This window comes from Klebsiella sp. ZJOU C1 (assembly GCF_035620215.1).
In the GTDB taxonomy this organism is placed as follows: domain Bacteria; phylum Pseudomonadota; class Gammaproteobacteria; order Enterobacterales; family Enterobacteriaceae; genus Klebsiella; species Klebsiella variicola.
On record NZ_CP141644.1, the window covers coordinates 2,267,380 to 2,286,338 of the forward strand.

The 18,959-nt window shown below is 58.3% G+C and carries 14 protein-coding genes; 5 read left to right on the top strand and 9 right to left on the bottom strand.

Features of this window, described 5'->3' with window-relative positions:
• Positions 1-14: 14 nt before the first annotated feature.
• Positions 15-401: a VOC family protein gene (locus tag SPE70_RS10735; RefSeq protein WP_012968423.1), complete on the bottom strand. Its 387-nt coding sequence runs from the start codon at positions 399-401 to the stop codon at positions 15-17.
• Between the two features lie 331 nt (positions 402-732).
• A complete protein-coding gene (locus SPE70_RS10740; protein ID WP_023340007.1) occupies positions 733-1,617 on the bottom strand; it encodes a LysR family transcriptional regulator in 885 nt (294 codons plus the stop codon).
• Positions 1,618-1,789: 172 nt separating this feature from the next.
• Here SPE70_RS10740 and SPE70_RS10745 point away from each other — a divergent pair, with 172 nt between their 5' ends.
• The 3 genes from SPE70_RS10745 to SPE70_RS10755 all read left to right on the top strand — a co-directional run bounded on the left by SPE70_RS10745 (position 1,790) and on the right by SPE70_RS10755 (position 5,142).
• Positions 1,790-2,926, top strand: coding sequence for an alpha/beta hydrolase (locus SPE70_RS10745; RefSeq protein ID WP_032737094.1), 1,137 nt, complete (start codon positions 1,790-1,792; stop codon positions 2,924-2,926).
• A 65-nt stretch (positions 2,927-2,991) separates the two neighbouring features.
• Complete coding sequence (locus SPE70_RS10750; protein WP_064170160.1) at positions 2,992-4,194, top strand: MFS transporter; 1,203 nt, start codon at positions 2,992-2,994, stop codon at positions 4,192-4,194.
• 78 nt (positions 4,195-4,272) lie between these two features.
• Positions 4,273-5,142, top strand: a complete 870-nt coding sequence (locus SPE70_RS10755; RefSeq protein WP_040968414.1) for an aldo/keto reductase — start codon at positions 4,273-4,275, stop codon at positions 5,140-5,142.
• A 24-nt stretch (positions 5,143-5,166) separates the two neighbouring features.
• Here SPE70_RS10755 and SPE70_RS10760 read toward each other — a convergent pair whose 3' ends face one another.
• The 7 genes from SPE70_RS10760 to SPE70_RS10790 are packed head-to-tail and all read right to left on the bottom strand — an operon-like array spanning position 5,167 to position 16,550.
• A complete protein-coding gene (locus SPE70_RS10760) occupies positions 5,167-7,365 on the bottom strand; it encodes a glycoside hydrolase family 2 protein (protein WP_008805210.1) in 2,199 nt (732 codons plus the stop codon).
• Positions 7,355-10,048, bottom strand: coding sequence for a hybrid sensor histidine kinase/response regulator (locus SPE70_RS10765; RefSeq protein WP_064170159.1), 2,694 nt, complete (start codon positions 10,046-10,048; stop codon positions 7,355-7,357). Before SPE70_RS10765 ends, SPE70_RS10760 begins: the two co-directional genes overlap by 11 nt.
• Before the next feature lie 2 nt (positions 10,049-10,050).
• Entirely contained in the window at positions 10,051-10,485 is a 435-nt protein-coding gene (locus SPE70_RS10770; protein ID WP_008805208.1) for a globin family protein, read from the bottom strand.
• Positions 10,482-11,876 carry a DUF3131 domain-containing protein gene (locus SPE70_RS10775; protein WP_039103184.1) on the bottom strand — a complete coding sequence of 465 codons (1,395 nt, stop codon included), beginning with the start codon at positions 11,874-11,876 and terminating at the stop codon, positions 10,482-10,484. Before SPE70_RS10775 ends, SPE70_RS10770 begins: the two co-directional genes overlap by 4 nt.
• A complete protein-coding gene (locus SPE70_RS10780; protein ID WP_008805206.1) occupies positions 11,861-13,408 on the bottom strand; it encodes a DUF3131 domain-containing protein in 1,548 nt (515 codons plus the stop codon). Before SPE70_RS10780 ends, SPE70_RS10775 begins: the two co-directional genes overlap by 16 nt.
• Entirely contained in the window at positions 13,405-14,736 is a 1,332-nt protein-coding gene (locus SPE70_RS10785; protein WP_032700987.1) for a DUF3131 domain-containing protein, read from the bottom strand. The genes SPE70_RS10780 and SPE70_RS10785 overlap by 4 nt, the downstream gene beginning before the upstream one ends.
• Positions 14,733-16,550: a glycosyltransferase gene (locus SPE70_RS10790; RefSeq protein WP_004179513.1), complete on the bottom strand. Its 1,818-nt coding sequence runs from the start codon at positions 16,548-16,550 to the stop codon at positions 14,733-14,735. Before SPE70_RS10790 ends, SPE70_RS10785 begins: the two co-directional genes overlap by 4 nt.
• Before the next feature lie 276 nt (positions 16,551-16,826).
• On the opposite strand from SPE70_RS10790, the gene opgC reads away from it, so the two are divergent.
• Together opgC and SPE70_RS10800 are read left to right on the top strand one after the other, a co-directional pair.
• Positions 16,827-18,044 carry an OpgC domain-containing protein gene (opgC, locus tag SPE70_RS10795; RefSeq protein ID WP_136047421.1) on the top strand — a complete coding sequence of 406 codons (1,218 nt, stop codon included), beginning with the start codon at positions 16,827-16,829 and terminating at the stop codon, positions 18,042-18,044.
• Between the two features lie 10 nt (positions 18,045-18,054).
• The gene (locus tag SPE70_RS10800; RefSeq protein WP_048329926.1) at positions 18,055-18,954 is read left to right on the top strand and encodes a hypothetical protein; all 900 of its coding nucleotides are present in this window, start codon (positions 18,055-18,057) and stop codon (positions 18,952-18,954) included.
• The last annotated feature ends 5 nt before the right edge of the window (positions 18,955-18,959 follow it).

The following is an 18,959-nucleotide window of genomic DNA, read 5'->3' on the forward strand; positions in this document are numbered from 1 at the left end:
CTAAAAGCGAAGCATCAGAAGATCTCATCTGCTGGGTTTTTGTCATGATGCTCAACGTATTCGGCAATCATGCCATCCGGATGCCGAACCAGCATGTTCCAGCCGGTGGGCACGGCCTTCACCGGATTGATAATCGTTGCTCCGGTGGAAGGTAGATGTTTCTCCCAGGCGGTAATGTCGTTGACCAGGAAAGTGGCCTCGGTGGCGCGAAAAGGCGCCAGGCTTTGCTCGGTTCCGCCGATTAAAAGCACTGAACCCACCTGCGCCAGTTTGAGATCGTATTCGGGATAGTCGAAACGCAACCTTGCCTTCTGCGCGATAAGGTTTTCATAAAACGAAACGGTCTCTTCAAAGCGGGTAATCAGCACGCATCGACGGACCAGGATATTGAGGACTTTCATTACGCCTCCTTCGCCATTGACTGAGAGTTAGCGTAGCAGCCCTGAGGTGGAAAGGAATGCTTAAGCGTTTTGGAGGTATTTCAACAACAGGCGTGGGTAGGCGAAGAAAAAGGGTTTGCGTAGCAGGGAAATATGCGTTTTTTTAACTCGTTACGAAGCGGTGCTGTATTATAACTTTATGATCACATAGGTAAGTCGCAAAATTGATACTGATATCAGATCATTTCCGCCTCGCCTAACAATTTGCATGGTTCGGAATTAAGCGAAAGCTCTGAGTTCAGACCCCTCCACCAACCGCTACCGGTGGTCTGCTGCCTGCAGGCAACCTCAGCTACATTCGCAATGTATCAATGACCGCTCTCAGCGCGGGCGACACATTGCGGTGCGGGTAATAGAGAAATGAACCTTCCAGACGCTGGCTATAACGCTGGAGCACCCGGATAAGTGTGCCCTGGGCTAGATCGTCGGTAATCAGCTCTTCCGGGACATAGGCCAGCCCCAGACCGAGCCTCGCCGCTTTGGCCTCCATATAGCTATCGGCGAAAGCCCACTGTCCCTGAGGCGGGTGGGCGATTTTTTTGCCATCCACATTAAGTTCCCAGGCGTAAAGGCTGCCGTCGCCGAACTGATAAGCGATGCAGGGGTGGGCGACTAAATCGGCGGGCGTTTGTGGAAAGCCGTAGCGGCGAAAATGTTCCGGGGTACCGACAACAGCCATCTCCATATCGGGCGAAATGCGTACCGCAATCATACCACTCCCGACTTCCGGGCCCAGACGCACGCCCGCATCGAATCGCTCCGCAATAATATCGACAAACCGGCTTTCGCTGATCAGTTCCAGTCTGATATCGGGATAGCGGTGTTTAAATACTGCCAGCTTCGGCAGCAGGACTTTATCAATGGCATGCTGGCTGGCATTGATGCGTACCGTACCGGAGGGCGTTTGACGATAGTGGGCCAGCGTGGCGAGTCCCATATCTAAGGCGTCGAAACCGGATTCGACATTGTGATAGAGCTGCTCACCCGCCTGAGTGAGCGACAACCGGCGGGTGGTGCGCACCAGAAGCTGAACGCCCAGCCGCTCTTCGAGTTCGCGAACCGCACGGCTTACCCCGGACTGCGCCAGGCCAAGTCGTTGCGCTGCGGCGGTAAAACTGCCTTCCCGCACCACCTGCATAAACAGATAAAGGTCATTATAGTTTTCCCGTTTCGCCATTCTCCTGCCTCGTCATCCACATGCCATTTAGAACAATATGGTATTAATTTTAGCATTTTTTACCTACTAATCAGAACCATTACTGCTGGCTACACTAAGCGCACGACAATAAAGCAAAGCTGCATTGTCTACTGGAGACTTGTATTGATCACGTTTATTTAGGGGAATTTTGATGACGGTTTTCACCAAAAAACTGACAGCCGCGATACCCGCCATGCTGCTTTGCGCCTCATTAACTGGAGTGACAACGATGAGCTATGCTGAGACAATTAACCCGAATGCGCCTGTTTCACTGATTGAAAAATGGGATAAAACGTTTGCTGAGAGTTTGAAAGTGGATCACCGTAAGGTGACCTTCCAGAACCGCTACGGGATAACCTTAGTTGGCGATCTCTACCTGCCGAAGGATCGCGGTGAACGCAAACTGGCAGCTATTGCCGTGAGCGGTCCCTTCGGCGCGGTAAAAGAGCAGTCCAGCGGCCTGTATGCCCAGACGCTGGCCGAACAGGGGTTTGTCACCCTGGCGTTTGACCCATCCTATACGGGCGAAAGCGGTGGCTACCCACGCAACGTGGCCTCACCGGATATCAATACCGAGGATTTCAGTGCCGCGGTGGACTTTCTGGGCCTGCAAAAAGAGGTGGATCGCAACCGTATCGGTTTGCTCGGCATTTGCGGCTGGGGCGGTATGGCCCTAAACGACGCGGCGATGGACACCCGCGTCAAAGCGGTGGCGACCAGCGTCATGTATGACATGAGCCGCGCGATGGGGCATGGGGTAGGCGATGGCAAAGACCGCTACACGACAGCCGACCGCCGAGCGGTACTGCAGTACTTGAACGCGCAGCGCTGGAAGGATGCGGCAAACGGCACTTCCGCCCCCGGTGGGCATGACATATATGTTGATGATAAAGGCAACGTCAGCGCTGCCGATCGTATTTTGCCGGAAACCTTGCCCGCCAACCCCAATCCGGTCCTGAAAGAGTTCTTCGATTATTACCGTATGCCGCGAGGTTTCCATGCGCGTTCGGTTAATTCAACCGGGGCTTGGAATGCGACGATGCCGCTGTCGTTTATGAATATGCCGCTGCTGAGTTACGCCAGCGAAGTGACTATTCCGACGCTTATTGTGACCGGCGAACAAGCCCATTCACGCTATTTTGCCGAAGATGCCTTTAAGGCGATCGGCAGTAAAGAGAAAGCGCTGGTGATTGTCCCTGGCGCAAACCACGTCGATCTCTATGACAACGTCGCGGGCAAAATTCCCTTTGCTACATTCACTCAATTTTTCAAAACCAACCTGCAATAGCTCTCCTGTGCCGGAGACATCCCCAAAGCCGCCTGCAGGCGGCTTTGTTTTGTCGGAGATAAATAATGTCTGGATTACATAACACCCGCGCATACTGGAGCGGCGTCCTGGCGATGACGCTCTGCGTATTTGTGCTCATTGCCTCAGAGTTTATGCCGGTCAGTCTGTTGACACCCATCGCGGGTGATTTACACATTACCGAGGGATTAGCAGGCCAGGGGATCGCGCTTTCTGGCGCGCTGGCGGTATTGACCAGCCTGACGATTTCCCGTCTTACCGGGTCGCTGGACCGTAAATGGCTGTTGCTGGGGCTCACGGCGTTGATGGCGGCCTCAGGATTGATGATTGCCCTGGCGTCCAGTTTCCCGGTTTATATGCTGGGCAGAGCGCTCATCGGGATCGTCATCGGCGGCTTCTGGTCGATGTCGGCGGCAACGGCCATTCGGCTGGTGCCGCAACGCCAGGTCCCCCGCGCACTGGCCATCTTTAACGGCGGTAACGCGCTGGCCACCGTTGTGGCAGCGCCGCTGGGCAGCTACCTGGGGGCCACCGTCGGCTGGCGCGGTGCCTTTTTATGTCTTGTTCCGCTGGCGATGGTAGCCTTCATCTGGCAATGCGTTAGCCTGCCGTCGATGAAAAGCCAGCGCGCACCACAGCGGCAGGGAACCGTGCTGCGTCTGTTCCGCCGCTCGACGGTATCCCTTGGATTGCTGGCCTGCGGGCTGTTCTTTATGGGGCAGTTTACCTTATTTACCTATGTGCGACCGTTTCTGGAGACGGTGACCCGGGTCAGTTCTTCTGGTCTGCCCCTGATATTACTGGCGATTGGCGTCGCTGGTTTTGTCGGCACGCTGCTCATTTCGACCGTTCTGCACGCCCGGTTTTATCCGACGCTGGTGGCTATCCCTTTGGTTATGGCTGCGATTGTCGGAGCGCTTTTGCTGGCCGGGCACCATACCGGTGCTGTCACCGTACTGTTAAGCCTGTGGGGCCTGCTGGCGACGGCGGCGCCCACCGGCTGGTGGACATGGATTGCGCGGACGCTGCCCGAAGATGCGGAGGCGGGCGGTGGTCTTATGGTTGCTGTGATCCAGCTATCGATTGCCCTCGGGTCAACGGCAGGCGGCCTGGTGTTTGATAGTCTGGGATGGCACAGCACGTTTGCACTGAGCGGTCTGTTATTGCTGGGCGCGGCAGGGGGGACTTTTCTGCTCTCTGTCAAAATCAGATCATCTCAGCGCACTGCGATTAATGAATTGAATGCATAAGTCAAATCAGGAATGACAGGCTAATCGTGACCGCGTTCTTGTCTTACCATGATGTTTTAACAAGAGGGGAGCTTCACCGTGGAATATTCTGTATTAAGTAACAACCTTAAAATGCCGATGCTGGGTTTTGGCGTTTTTAAGGTGACCGATAAAGCAGAGTGTAAGCAGTCAGTGCTGAACGCCATTCGTACCGGCTACCGCCTTATCGATACCGCTGCCGTCTACGATAATGAAGATGCGGTGGGGGAGGCCGTTCGCGAAGCCATCGCCGAAGGTCTGTGTACCCGTGAGGCGCTGTTTATAACCTCCAAACTGTGGGTCCAGGACATGGCCAACACCGGGATGGCGAAAGCCGGGATTGCCGCGTCCTTAAAAAAATCCGGGCTGGAATATTTCGATCTCTATCTGTTGCATCAGGCGATGGGCGATTATTTCAGCGCCTGGCGCGCGCTGGAAGACGCGTATGAAGCCGGGAAGCTGAAAGCGATTGGCGTCTCCAATTTCTACCCCCATGTGTTAGCTAACTTCTGCGAAACTGTCAGAATCAGGCCGATGGTGAACCAGGTTGAACTGCATCCTTATTTCGCGCAGCCTGCGGCGCTGGAAACCATGAAGCATTATCACGTTCAGCCGGAAGCGTGGGCGCCGTTAGGCGGTGGCAGACATAATCCGTATCAAGAGGCGATGCTGCAGGGGATTGCCGATGCCCATCAAAAAACCATTGCGCAGGTTATCCTGCGCTGGAACGTGCAGCGTGGCGTCACGGTGATCCCTAAATCCACCCGCCAGGAGCGTATTGAAGAGAACTTTGCCATCTGGGATTTCTCGCTCACCGCGAGCGAAATGGCGCAAATCGGCGCCCTGGATTTAGGTTACGTTGGCGAAGCGGTGAAACACTTTAACCCTGAATTTGTTCGCGGCTGTCTGGGGGTGAAAATCCACGACTGACCGCGGCACCGATTGGCTCCATCTTCATCTCCCCGCCTGCGCCGCGGCGACGGGCTCGGTATGCTGGTTAGCACCCACGTGTTTGCCGCGACGGTTGTCAATGCGGTAGACGATCGTCACGGGCTGCGGGCCGGCGGGGGTGACGGTCAACTCCCTGACCATTTGGCCAGCGTCGGGCGGCAGGGTCAGCGAGGTTTCTCCCTGAGCGAGCATCTGGCCATTTTGCCTGACCTGCCAGGTCAGGCGGCAATTCTCGCAGGCTGCCCAGGTATCGTTAATCGCCCACAGGCGCACCGTCGCCGGGCTTCCCTGACGCCAGCTGGCGGTCACCGGCTCGATGGACGGCAGGATCGGCTGATAGGCGCGCTGCAGGGCATAGTAACCGGCCTTCGGCTGGCGCAGATAATCCACCACCCCCCAGTTGATGGAGGGCCATGTCTCGACAAACATAAAGTGGAACAGGGCGGTCACCGGCTGATAACGCTGGCGGCGATAGCTCTCCGCCGCCAGCGCCACCAGTCTGGCCTGATATGCCTGGGTGTTTTCAATCATCTCCTGAATATTGTTGCCTCGTGGAATACCGGCAAATTTAAAGGTCTGGAAAGGCTGAAAATTATGGTACTTCCATCGCACCCAGCCGGGGTCGTCAGCGGCGGTCGTTTTCGGCCACAGCAGATGAGCCGGGATAATGGTCTTCAGGGTGGAGAGCCGGGGCAGCGCCTGGGCGCCAAACTCGGTAATAATTCCGGTTTTCGCCGGGGCGAGCAGGTCGCGCAGGGTGCCGAAATACCAGCCTGCCCAGTAGTGCTCTTCGACAGCGGAAAAGCGATGCACGATGCGGGAGGTATCTTCCGCCAGCGCATCGCCCACCCGCTGCGTCAAGGTTTGATTTAAGGTTTTACGCCAGTCGGGGAAGCGTTTTTCCATCCACGGCGAGTTCCACGGCGGCTCGTTGTGGCCGCCCCAGACAATAATCGCCGGTGAATTGCCGAACTGGTCCATCATCGCCCGGGTCTGGCGCACAGCGTTCTCGGCGAAGGCGGCGCTGTCATCGTAACCCCATTGCAGGGGGACATCCTGCCAGATCATCAGTCCCATCTCATCGGCCACCTCATACAGCGCGCGGCCCGCCACGTGGCCGTGAACGCGGATGGCGTTGGCGTTCATCGCCGTGACAAGCCTGAAATCCCGACGGTACTTTTTCCGCGTCATGGTGCTTAGCCATGGGGAGCCAATATAGTTGCTACCCTTAATGAACAGCCGTCTGTCGTTGATGCGCCAGCCCTGATTATCCGCCAGCGCTTCCACCTTACGTAATCCGGTGCGGGTGACGGCGGTATCCATCATCCCCCGGTTATCCGTTAGGGTGGCGCGCACCCGGTAGAGGTTCGGCTTGCCTGCGCCCACGGGCCACCAGAGCTTCGCGGACGGCATGGGCAGCGAGACGTGCAGGACGCCTGCGGTTTTCTCCAGAGTGACCGCGAAGGCCTGGTGAAAACGTGGGCCGGAAAAATTGTCCGGGGTAGCCGTCAGGCGTAGCGTGACGGGGCCGGGCGTCACAGCCCGATAGCGGATTTCGGCACGCAGCATGGGCTGCTCCAGCCCCTGTTGCCAGTCCGGGCGCAGGATCACCTCGTCGATGGTGACGCCGCGGCTCAGATGGAGCTTCACTGGCGCCCAGATCCCCCCGGAGTTGGCATCCTGCCCCTGAACCGACCAGGCGCCGCCCGGGCGGGTGTCGTGCTGATTCAAGATCCCTTTCATCAGCGTTTTGTGCAGCGGCCAGATCTTTTGCGGGTCTTCATAGGGGCTGTCGACCCGCACGGCGAGCTGATTATGGCGGCGTACGGCCCCGCTGATGTCCACCGGGAAGCGCTGAAAATAGCCCTCGTGTCGGGCCAGCGTCTTGCCGTTGAGCGCCACCTCGGCAAAGTAATCGACGCCGTCAAACACCAGGGTAGCCATGGCATCCGGCGACAGGCCATGCAGGGTAAACTGATGGCGATACCACAGGGCGCCCTGATGATCGTATCCAGCGCTGTACCAGTTTGCCGGTACTCGCAGCGTGCGCCAGTCGCCATCCGAAGCCTGCGCGCCGTCGAAGGCGCTGTCGTTAGCGTCATGCACCCGCCATTGTCCGGCCAGTGACCAGGTCACCGGCGCAGAACCGGCATGCGCCAGCGGCAGGCAAACCATCAGCAGCAGAAGGCGTTTAACGATCACGGAGGACCTCCTGCGATCTGCGATGTAGCCACCGGTGGCAGCCTGTGGTTGCCTCGGCCAGCGCGTCGCGCAGGTCATCTGGCACGGTCTGGCCGGGCGACGTCGCCCGGCTCTCCATTTGCTGGAGCACCCCGGCAAGGCGTTGAAAGCCGAGGGTGACCGCCTCGCCGCGCAGTTTGTGGGCGGTGCGGCGCCACGTCTCCCGGTCATTAGTATCAATGGCGTGGGTGAGGGCGATGATCGCAGCATCAAGCCTTTCAGCGAAGAGTCCCAGCAGCTCCTCGACCAGCTCAGGATCGTCTGCGCACTGTTTTAGCAGGTGGGCCTCGTCCGGCAGGCCTTTCTCTTCCTCCAAACCGCTATCTTCCGCTGCGCCGACGCGGGCGATGGCTTCCCGTAGCGCCTCAAGACTCACTGGTTTGGCGATATAGCCGTCGAAGCCCATCGCCAGACAGCGCTCTCTATCGCCCTGCATGGCATGGGCGGTCATGGCCATCGCGGGCTGATGTTGCCTGCCCAGCGCCGGCGTCTCTTCGCGCAGCAGACGGATGGCGGTTTCACCGTCCATCTCCGGCATTTGCAGATCGATCAGCAGGAGATCCCAGCAGGCTGCGCGCCAGCGCTCCAGCGCCTCCCGGCCGTTGCTCACCACCTCGCAGCGGTGACCCAACTGCTCCAGCAGCCGTCTGGCGACCTTTTGATTAACCAGGTTGTCCTCAGCCAGCAGGATATGCAGCCCGGTCTGGTCCCTGACCGGTTCCGCAACGGGGGCTGGCGCTGTCGCCACCACCGGCGTGGGAAGGAGAATACCGGCGATAACCTGATGCAGTTCGCGCTGCGCCACCGGTTTATGCAGATAGTGGGCGATACCGATGCGCTTAAGCATATTGGCGTCAAAATGGCGGCTCATGGAGCTGAGCATAATGATCTGGCTCTGCCGGGCCTCGGGCAGGGCGGAGAGCTCCAGCGCCAGGGATACGCCGTCCATATCCGGCATCTGCGCGTCGAGCAGGATCAGCGGCCAGGGCGGCCCTTCGGCGGCCCGGCGTAGCGCCTCGCCGGCGTTGTCCACGCAGCTTGGCATCAGCCCCATCTGGCGAAGCATGGTGTCGAGCAGGCGCAGGTTGGTGCTGTTGTCGTCAACCACCAGCACCCGCTGGTTGTTGAAGCGGCTCAGCGGAGCGCTACCGGAGGCCGCGGCGTGCAGGCCTTCCAGCGGCAGGGTGAAGGCAAATTCGCTGCCCGCCCCGGGCTGGCTCTCCACCATCAGCTCGCCGCCCATCAGGCTGACCAGGCGGGCCGAAATGGTTAACCCCAGCCCGGTGCCGCCGTAGCGGCGGGTGGTAGAGCTATCGGCCTGGCTGAAGGCCTCGAAGATCGCCTTTTGCTTCTCCGGGGCGATGCCGATGCCGGTATCGCGTATGCGAAAGCGCCAGCGGCTTTCGTCGTCGGCCGGCGCAATCGCCAGCAGAACCTCCCCCTGATGTGTGAACTTCAGCGCATTACCCAACAGGTTAGTCAGGATTTGCCGCAGCCGGGGGCCATCGACGATCAGCACCTCCGGTACCGCAGGTGAGATGTCCACCAGCAGCTCAATGCCCTTTTCGCTGGCGGCAGGCATATGCGGGCGGATCAGCGACTGGATAAAGGGGCGGATCTCCAGCGGCTCTTCGTCCACCTGCATCTTGCCCGACTCAATGCGTGAGAAATCAAGAATGTCGTTAATAATGTGCAGCAGCGACTGGGCTGAGCTCATCACCAGCGAAAGGTACTCCCGCTGCTCCGCGGTCAGCGGCGTATCGAGGCAGAGCTGCGTCATGCCGAGAATGCCGTTCATCGGGGTGCGGATTTCGTGGCTCATATTGGCGAGGAAGGCGCTTTTCGCTTCGTTCGCCTCGCGGGCCTCCTTCGCCGCCTCAATGGCCAGCAGCTCTGCGGCTTTGCGCCGGGTAATATCCTGCAAGGTGCCGATCACCCGCTCTGCCTGCTGCTGCATGTTGAGGGTGACGATCTGCCCTGAGAGCAGCATCCAGCGCCAGCCCTGCGTCGGGTGCTGGACACGAAGTTCACATTCAAAAAACGGCATATGCTCGTTTTGCGAGGCGATCATCGCCTGTTGCAGGGTAGTGCGATCGTCCTCGTGGACCAGATTGAGCATAAAACGCAGCGGATAGCGCCACTGGGCCCGCGACTGGCCGACCATCGCCAGCAGGGTGTCATTCACCTGCAGGTTGTCGTGGGAGACCTGCCAGTCCCAGATACCGATCTGGATCGACTCCGCGGTGAATAAAAAGTCGTCATGAAGCTGGTGACGTGAGCGCCGGGCCTCGTCAAGCTCGGTGATGTCGGTATGCAGGCTGACAATCCCGCCATCCGCCAGCCGCTGATGCTGAATGTAAATCCGGCGGTTGCCCGACTGGCGGACCTCGCAGTGGTTCGTCTGGCGGCAGTTGCGGATAATCGCCTCGCGCAGCGTCTGTTGCCGGCCTGGGTCGATGTTATATCCGGCATCGATAAACTTCTCGGCCAGGCTCTCAATAGTGGCGCCGACGGCGAGCCAGGGTGCGATCGTTGGATAAAACAGCGCCACCTTATCATTCCAGGCCTGCAGCCGTTCGCGATCATCGTAGATCATCACCGCTGAGGGCAGGAGGTTGAGGTCGGTACGGTTAGCGGCATGCATGATTACTGGCCAACAGTTTGATAGTGGAGCTCCGCCTGGCGGCGCAGATACTCAAGACCAGGGGCGATCGCCATTGCCCATGCAGTGAGGATCTCTTCATCGCACAGTGGATCGCTGGCGCGGACGGTTTTGAGCATCGCTTCCCGCCAGAGGGCAAAAAACCGCGGCGGTAGACGCAGGCCTTCCTCGCTCTGCTCGCGTGCCAGCCGTTCCAGAAAATCGGGTACGAAGAGGTCGCCGTTGACCGCCAGCATGGCGAAAAAGCTTTTAAAGATCATCTGCTGGCCTTCCTCGCCGGAGCGTTGGGAGAAGTGCTGCTCGGTTTCCGGTGACATATGGATAAAGGTGCTGTAGAAGGCCTGGAAGAAGCGCTGTTTGTCGTGCTCCGGTACGACACGATTCAGACTGGCTTCAAAAAGATCGCGATAAAACTTCATGGTGCGCTCCTAATGACCCGTTCGCCCGGCAGGCAGCGGCGGGGCGGGTTAAATTCGTCCGTCGCGCGGTGGGCAAAGTAGCTGTTGTCATCCGCGAGGCCGTTTTTGAACAACGGCCCGGCGTTGTGTTTGTAAAACAGCGCCTCCAGCACCATAGCGTTAGTGGAGAGGGTGAGGGTGGCGTTGACGTCGCCGGTGGCCTCGACCCGTCCTTCAAACCAGCCGCGCTGCGAGTCGTTAAGATGGGTAGTGACCGCCATCAGCGCATCGGTATACTCGGTTTCCCACAGCGTCCACAAGACAAAGACCGCTTTGGTGGTCACCTGCGCCAGCCGGGGGTAGTACTTCCCGTCGTCCCCGAGCGTATTCCAGGCGTAGCCATTCCCCCAGACGGTGTCTTCCACGTGCCAGGGCGCCTGGGTAAGCGAAAAATCGGCCCGGGCGGTTAGCACTTTATCCTGTGTCCAGCGCGTTTTCTGGCTGAGCCATATCCCTTCCGCCCGTTCGCGCATGGCTTTTTGTACCTCTTCCGGCACGCCGGGCGGCTGCCAGCCGAACTCCAGTCCCGGTAGCATGGCGGGCAGAGTGGAGAGCACCACGGGTTGCCAGGTGGTTCGCGGGTCGCGGTCGTCAACGGCGAGGCGACGCTGATACATAATCACATTCCGCGCTGGGGGAGAGAAGGCCTTGCCGGCCGGGAATCCCCACAGGCGAAACGCGCTGGCGGCGTATTCACTGTCTCCCAGCCGAAGCTCCTCGCGGATCGTCTGCTGGCCGTTCTGCAGTGAGGCGGACCACAGCTCTCCGTCTTTATCGATCACCGGACAGAAGTTCCAGCGCAGGATAATTTTATCAATGTACTCGCCGTACTGCGGCGCGCGTTCGGCGGTGAGCCGCAGGGCGAGCATGAGTCGGGCCATATCTTTTGCTGACCAGCCGCTGGCCGCCGGTTTGCCGCTGAAGTCGACAGGGGTCGCCGTCTGAGTGGAGTATAGCCTGCCCGGAGAACCGCCGTCGGTCAGCGTCAGGCGATTGAGGGTGCCGAGCAGGGGCGTCAGGCGGGCGTCGAATTCCGCTTCCTTTACCAACCCCAGCTCTCTGGCGGCGAGCAGGGCGATAAGGGTGTCGCCCATCTGCCACAGCGTCGCGCGCGGCTGTTTGTCGCTGCCGTTGACCAGGCCGGTTTGCGGCTGGGTATTGTTCTCGACGTACCGCCAGGCGATCTGCGCCCACGTCCGCTCCTGCGGCGTCAGGCTGCTGATACGGGCGGTGGTGTGCCAGCCGCCTTTGGTCAGCCAGCGCCACCCCGCGCCTTCGCGACTGAACAGCGCCAGGGCGATAAGCAGCAGGAGGATGGCGACGGTCAGCCAGCGAGCTAGGGTTTTAAGCATTGCGCGGTCACCGGCGGAAGTTTAACGGGCTCGTCAGCCTTGCAGGCGGCGCACTGGCAGGCCTGGCAGGCGGGTTGGGTGCGCTGCGTGGTTCCGGTCTGTTCGCACCATGTCTTGACGGCAGGGGTATTGCTCAGGAAGGGGCGGTTGCGCGGGCCGTTATTGGGCTCAAAGAGATCCACCAGCTTTTTGTCCCACAGCGACGGCGCGAAATCGCGGTTTTTCGGATTGTCGCTGGAAAACTGCAGCAGTTTGCCTTCTTTTTTAAACAGCAGCGCTTCCAGCATGATGCCGTTATTGTTGGCGGTGAACTCATTGATTGGCCCGTCGCCGTTTTCATACAGTCCCTCGTAATAGCCTTTTCCCGCTTCGTTCGCATTTTCAATGGCGTCCAGCAAACGATCGGTATAGGGCGAGTTCCACAGCACCCACATCCCCATCGCCGCTTTGAGCGACACCGCGGCGCTGTTCGGTACGAACTGGCCTTTGTCGGTTATGGTGTTCCAGTTAAAACCGTCGCTGAACACGGTGTCATAGACAAAGTACGGGGATTTATCGAGCTGATGCTCGGAGCGAGCGGTGAGGATCCCAGTGATGGCGTAGCGATTCTCCTGGGCCTGGTAGACCCGGTCGGCAAAGTTTTTCATCCATGGATGGGAGTACTCGCGCGGGCTATCGTTCCGGTCAGCAGGATTATCAAAGCCAAACTCCATGCCATATAGCACGTAAGATTCACTGACCACATAGTTATGCTGGCTGGTTTGCCGCGGGTCGCGAGAATCATAGGGGACCATCACGCAGTAAATTTCCGCCAGCTCATAAGGCTGGGGCCGGCTGGCCTGACAGGTATTAAATCCCCACAGTTGAAAGCCCGCCGCGCCGTACTCCTCGTAGCCGAGGCGTCCTTCCTGAACGTATTTGGGCTGGCCGTTTTCCAGATAAGCCCCATACAGCGTGCCGCAGGGGTCGACCACATGGCTGAAATCCCACCCCAGCACCACGTTATCGATGCTGTTGCTGTATTCCGGATAGCGCTCCTTGATCACCTTCAGCCAGACCAGCATTCTGCCGATATCCAGCGCCGAATAGCCGATTTCACCCGGTTTATTCTGGTAGTTCACCTTTTGTCCGCTCACGGTGTTATAGGCTTTGTTAGGTAATTCGTTACGGAATAAATCGAGCTTATTCAGCGTGGCGAGAAACTTCAGCATCCGACGGTCGAACTCCGCCTTGTCAATAATTCCCAGCTCACGGGCCGCGGTCATGGCGGCCAGATAGGAGGCGCTGTCCCACATGGTGGTCGAGGGGTATTTGTTTACCGCATTGACCAGCCCGGTGGTGGGCTGAAAGTTGGCGACGAAATATTGCCAGGCATTTCTGGCGATAGTCATCTCCCTCGGCGTCAGCTCCCCGCTACGCGGGGCGTATTCCGCAGCCGGCAGACCGGTCGCGGCCTGCGCGCCGGAGAGTGAGAGCCACAGCGCCATGAGTCCGGCCAGCAGGGGAAAACGGGAAAAATAGGTCAGCTTCATGGCGTTGCTCCTGCTGAGGACGAGGGTAGAGGGGCAGGGCTCAGGCAGGCCAGACACAGCATCTGCCCCCGGGAAATGTAGGCCAGGCTTTCCAGCACGATCGCGTTGGTATCGCCGTCAACAACGTCGTTGACGCTGCGGTTGAGATTTAACCCACGCTGCCAGCCCTTGCCCGGGACCTGCAGCGTCTGGACCTGCTGGCGCAGCGCTTCGCTCCAGCTATTGCGGAACAGGGCGTACCAGGCAAAGGCGGTGCGGGTAGAGGTGATCGCCGTTTGCTCCGGGGTGGCACTGCGCGGGGCGAAGGCGCTCTGCGGCTGCCGGTCCGCCAGCGCGCTGGCATAATCCGGCGCGGGCTCGGCGTAGTCGGTGCTGATCGGCGGCTTGCTGACCCTCAGGCTATGACGGCGCTGCTGGATTTGCATGATGCGCCAAGCGATCTCCGCACTCTGCGCGTCAAAGCCCAGCTCAAGCCCGGTGAGCAGGTACGGCAGGCTGATCAGCGAAGGTTGCCGCCCCCACGGCGTGCGCAGCCCCTCGTCGGGCACCATGATGCCGTCGATGTCGATCATCTGCTGCCCCTGCGGCGGGTTGGTCACCGCCAGCCCCGCGGCGCTGTCGATCAGCCGCAGCGTATGGCTGGCATACAGCCGGTAGCCAAAGCTGTCCCGCGGTTCATCCGCCGCCAGCGCCCAGTGGTGCAGCGGCGCCGCGGCCTGGCTGGCGGGGCTGTTGCTGATGAGCGCGCCGACCCGCCACTGATTAAACAGATCCCGCACCGCGGCGGCGTGCTGAGGATAGCGCCAGAGCAGCGTTTGCAGGGCGGTGAGCAGGCGTCCCATACCGATGGCGGAGGAGTCCGGGTTGCCGAGGATCTGCAACGTGTCGGCATGGTACTGAGCGGCGGGCAATCCCTGGGCGTTGAGGGGCAGTTGACCGAGCGTAAACAGGGCGGCGGCAATGCGCTCATCGCCTTCGGCGGCGGTCACAATATGCAGCTGCTCTGCGGCGACCACGGCGAAAAGATAGCTGCCGACGCTCCACAGGCTAAGCCAGGGTTCGTCATCGTGCGCATTGGCCAGACCGTTTGGCTGAGTATTATTCACATAATACTGCCAGGCCACTCGCGCCCAGATCGCCTCGTCAAAGGTCAGCTCGCGCGGGGCAGGGAGCGGCGGAAAATCCTGGCTCAACGTCATCCCACCGCTGCTCTCGACGCGCGCAGGCATTTGTTTTTCCACCCATACGACAATCGCAAAACCCAGCAGGAAGCCAATGAGGATGGTGAGATAGCTGCGGGCGGAGAGCAGGGCGTCGCGGATCCTCATCGGCTCGCCTCCTGCTCTTCGGGGGGCGTCCACATGGCGGCGAAAATCAACGGCAGCATGGCGGCAATATTCACCGCGCCCCAGAAAATGTTGATGACGTACCCGGAGGGGTCGTCAACCTCACCGCGCGCCACCTGAATGCCGCCCCATATCAGCCCTGTCAGGGTGAGCAAAACGATGGCAATTTGCGGCTTGACGAGATAGAGAAAACGGCCCGTCTGTCGCTCTTTCGGCGTAACGTGAAATTTGATCTGCTCCCCGCGCAAAACGGTGTCCAGCGCCCGCAGATTCATCGAGAAAAAGGAGAGGTAAGAGGCCCGGCCGTCCCAGGCAGAAATGCCCCAGGTGCCGAACATAAAGGCCAGTTCGGAGACAATAAAAAAGGGTAAAAAGTGCAGATAGAAAGGGGTAGACCACGCCGACACTGGGGGAATGCCGGTGAAGAGATAGATAACAGGCGAGATCAGGAACACGGTGTTCCACACGCAGGCCAGATAGGACCAGAAGGTGGTCGCGTACATCAGCGTTTGCGGCAGCGAGAGTTTAAAGCGGCGTCGGCTGAAGATGTTGTCATGGAACAGGATATCCAGCGATCCGGCGGCATACTTAAAGCGCTGGATCATCCACGTCAGCATATCCTGCGGAGAGAGCATTTTGGACTCGATCCGCGGGTGCATTACTGAGCGCCAGCGGCGAGCAGCGTCGCCGTGCAGCAGGATGGAGGTATAAATATCTTCTGAGACGTGGAACTTATAGGGCGTCAGTTCAGTATCAAAGGCCACGTGGGGGCGCATGGCGTCCTGCAGCGCTTCCCGCGTTACCGGGTCGCGAATATCCCGCGTATGACGGTCGATCTCGGCGTCAACGCTCCAGACGTAGCTGCGCAGTGCCGCCTGCATCACCGCTTCCCGTCGGTGAACGGAGGCGGCACCACAGCAGAACGCGGCGTTAGCCCAGTTACGGCGCCGTAAAATCACGTCGTAAAACATGCGCGGATCGTTGAAAAACGGATCGCGACCGATGGTCACCGGACCGACGATTTTCTGCGCCAGCCAGCCCACCCCGTAGCCTGCGCCGCCAGCTTTACGCCGCAGCCAGCATGCCAGATCCTCCCCCTCAGGGAGATCGAAAAACCACTGCGGGGTCTGCACCCAGGCGACGTCCGGATCGCGAAAGTAGCCGAGCGTGTGGCTCAGCAGGGTTGGGAAAACGCGGGTATCGGCATCACAGATGATCAGAAAGTCGCCATCGGTATGTTCCAGCCCGTTGCGCAGGTTACCGGCTTTATAGCCGATATTACTCTGACGGGTGATGTAGTTCGCCCCCTCCTGCTCGCAGACCGCCTTCATTTCCGGGCGACGCCCGTCGTCAAGGACATGCACCTTATAGTCGAGCGGACCGGGATAGGTCATCTGCATGGCGTCACGGATCGACAGCCTGACCAGTTCCACGTCTTCGGAATAGGTGGCGATAAACAGATCGACTTTAATCGGCCTCGACTCCACCGCTTCATCCGCTCGCAGACAGTCGTTGATCTCCGTCGGGGGGACGCCTGGCGGAGGATCTTTTTCCTGCCATAAATTAATGGTGAACAGAACTGTGCCAATCCACGCCAGGGTTTCCGCCAGCACCAGAGGGATTGCATACCACAATGCGTCAGTGTTTAAGGACGCGGTCCAGCGCCAGTAAATATAATTGGCACCAAGAACCAGGGCGGCCACAGCGAATACCTGCCAGATCATTCTTACCCAGCTCGGAGTGCTGAGCGGCTCAGGCGGTCGACGATGTTCAAAACGGGAAAAATAAAAATCCATAGCAAGGATATCCTGATTCCGCGCTGAGTTTGAGTGACAGGTCTGTTATCGACCTGGTGCATTCAGCAGGACGCATTATGGCAGGTAAATAACAGTAAAATGAGTGTAGATGGCGGCGTAAAAATTTCAACAGCGTGAATTGAGAAGTGCCTGGATAGCTTAACATAGTGTGATGCATGCAGGGGGAATTTATAAAAAGGGCATTGCAAGATAGCGCATTCTACACTATCTAAATAATTTGTAATAAATGTTGCAGGGTAGACGACAGGATCCTCCATGAGCCAGGTTGCCTCAGCGATTTCGAAAAAAGAAACTGATAAATCAATAGCCTGGCGTTATTCTCTGGCGGGTGAACGCGACCTGCGTATCGACTTTATGCGCGGCATTGCTCTCGTTATGATGGTGGTGGCGCATACGGAAGTGATGTCGATATTTAATATTTTCAGCTGGGAGCGTTTTGGTTTGACCACTGGCGCCGAGGGTTTTGTGATCCTGTCGGGCTTTATGTTAGGGATGCTAAATCGTGTCAGATTACAAAAAGCTGTATTACTGACGGTGGGCTGGGGACTTTATCTGCGCGCATGGAAAATATATCAGGTTAATATTATTATTATTGTCTCTTTTCTTTTGCTGAGATATTTTCCGTTTATTAATGCCTTTGAAGTCACTCACTTTACCGATCGTTTTTCCGGGACCAGCTGGTCGCTCTATCCACTCACCCCGCAAATAAAAGAGACGTGGTTTAACATTATCCTCTATCTGCAGATTGGCCCACACCAAACGCAGATCCTCGGTCTCTATATTTTTCTGTTGTTACTCAGCCCGTTGTTTCTGGGAATGCTGCAAAAGGGTCACGTCTACCCCTTACTGGGCGTCTCGCTGCTGATCTACGGCTGCTGGCAACGCTGGCCGGTACGGGTGACGCCCTGCGAATTTGAATTCGCCTTTCCCCTGCTGGCCTGGCAATTTATCTTTGTGCTGGGAATGTGCTGCGGCTGGTACAAAGCGGAACTGATCTCTTTCGCCCGCACGCCACCCGGCAAAGTCGCCGTCGCGGCGCTGGTGTTCATCGCGCTTATCCTTGCGTTTGTCGCCCAGAACCATACCAATCCTTTTATGCCGCCCGCGCTGCTGATGCACGTGATCCCTCCGGCGGAGTTTAACGCCTTTTATCATACCTGGGCGGCGAAAAACGGCCTCGGGCCGGTACGGATCCTCAATGATATCAGTCTGATGGTCACTATTTATCTGTTATTGACCTGGTGTTGGCGTCCCCTGAACTGGCTGGCTGGCTGGTTCCTGATCCCGCTCGGGCAGCGTTCGCTCTACACCTTCATTTTGCATGTTTATATCGTGCTCGCCGTAAGCCAGTTGGTCACCTTCGATCTGTGGCACCAGGCGTGGATAGTGAACACCTTGATCCATGCCGCCGCGCTGGGCGTACTGTGGCTGATGGCCAAATACCGCGTCGCCGCACGCTGGATACCTAACTAAGGAAGGGCAAATGCGGGAGAAGTATATGCTGGCCTGCGCGCTATGGTGCGCCATCGCAGGTGCGGAAGGCGCAGAGAAGAACGACGCACAACCGCTGCGTGATAAAAATGGTGAACCGGTGCAGGCCGGCGTGTTTACCAGCCGCTGGGGACGGCTTTTTTCCGGGAATGATAAGGTTTTTTCGGGCGCGCTGAGCTTTAGTTCCGGCCTGAAAGAGCAGTGGATGACGATTCCTAACAGCTCCGACAGCGCTGAGAAGAAGAAAAAATATAATCAGACATTAAATCTTAGCCTGCAATATTCGCCCTACAGCTTCTGGTTCGCCAACGTGACATCCCGTTTACCGGTGACTGACACCAGCCGCTATACCGCCGATTTTCGCTATAGTTTTGGCTACGACGACTGGCATGCCAATACCGTCAGCCTGGTTTACAGTAACTATGGCGATAACCACTTCTGGACCTCAGGCAGCAAGCGTCACACCTATTTTGAGCAGGGAGCCATCACTCTGGCATATAAATTTTCCCTGCCGAAGCCCATGGAGAATACGCTGCTGATCAACAAAGGCGACGCCATCATGTGCCAGGTGGGCTACAGTTGGGTGCCGCGTTATTACGATCTGGAGAGTGACGATATACGCAAAAACAAAAACGTACTGCTCGGGGGGTGCGGATATACCTTTAAGCAACATTTCTTTATCCGTGCGACGGCGTTCTGGTACCCCGACAGCAGCCAGCAGCAACCGTGGAATGGCGACTACAGCTACAGCTTCGGTTACGCGGGCTATACGCCAGGATCGTTCTCTGTGCAGTATGCCAACTATGCCGGTACCCGCTATCCGGGGCACGACAGCGGCAGCGGCAAGTTTCGTGAAGGCACGATCAGCCTTATCTGGTTCTTGCCGATTTAGGAGGC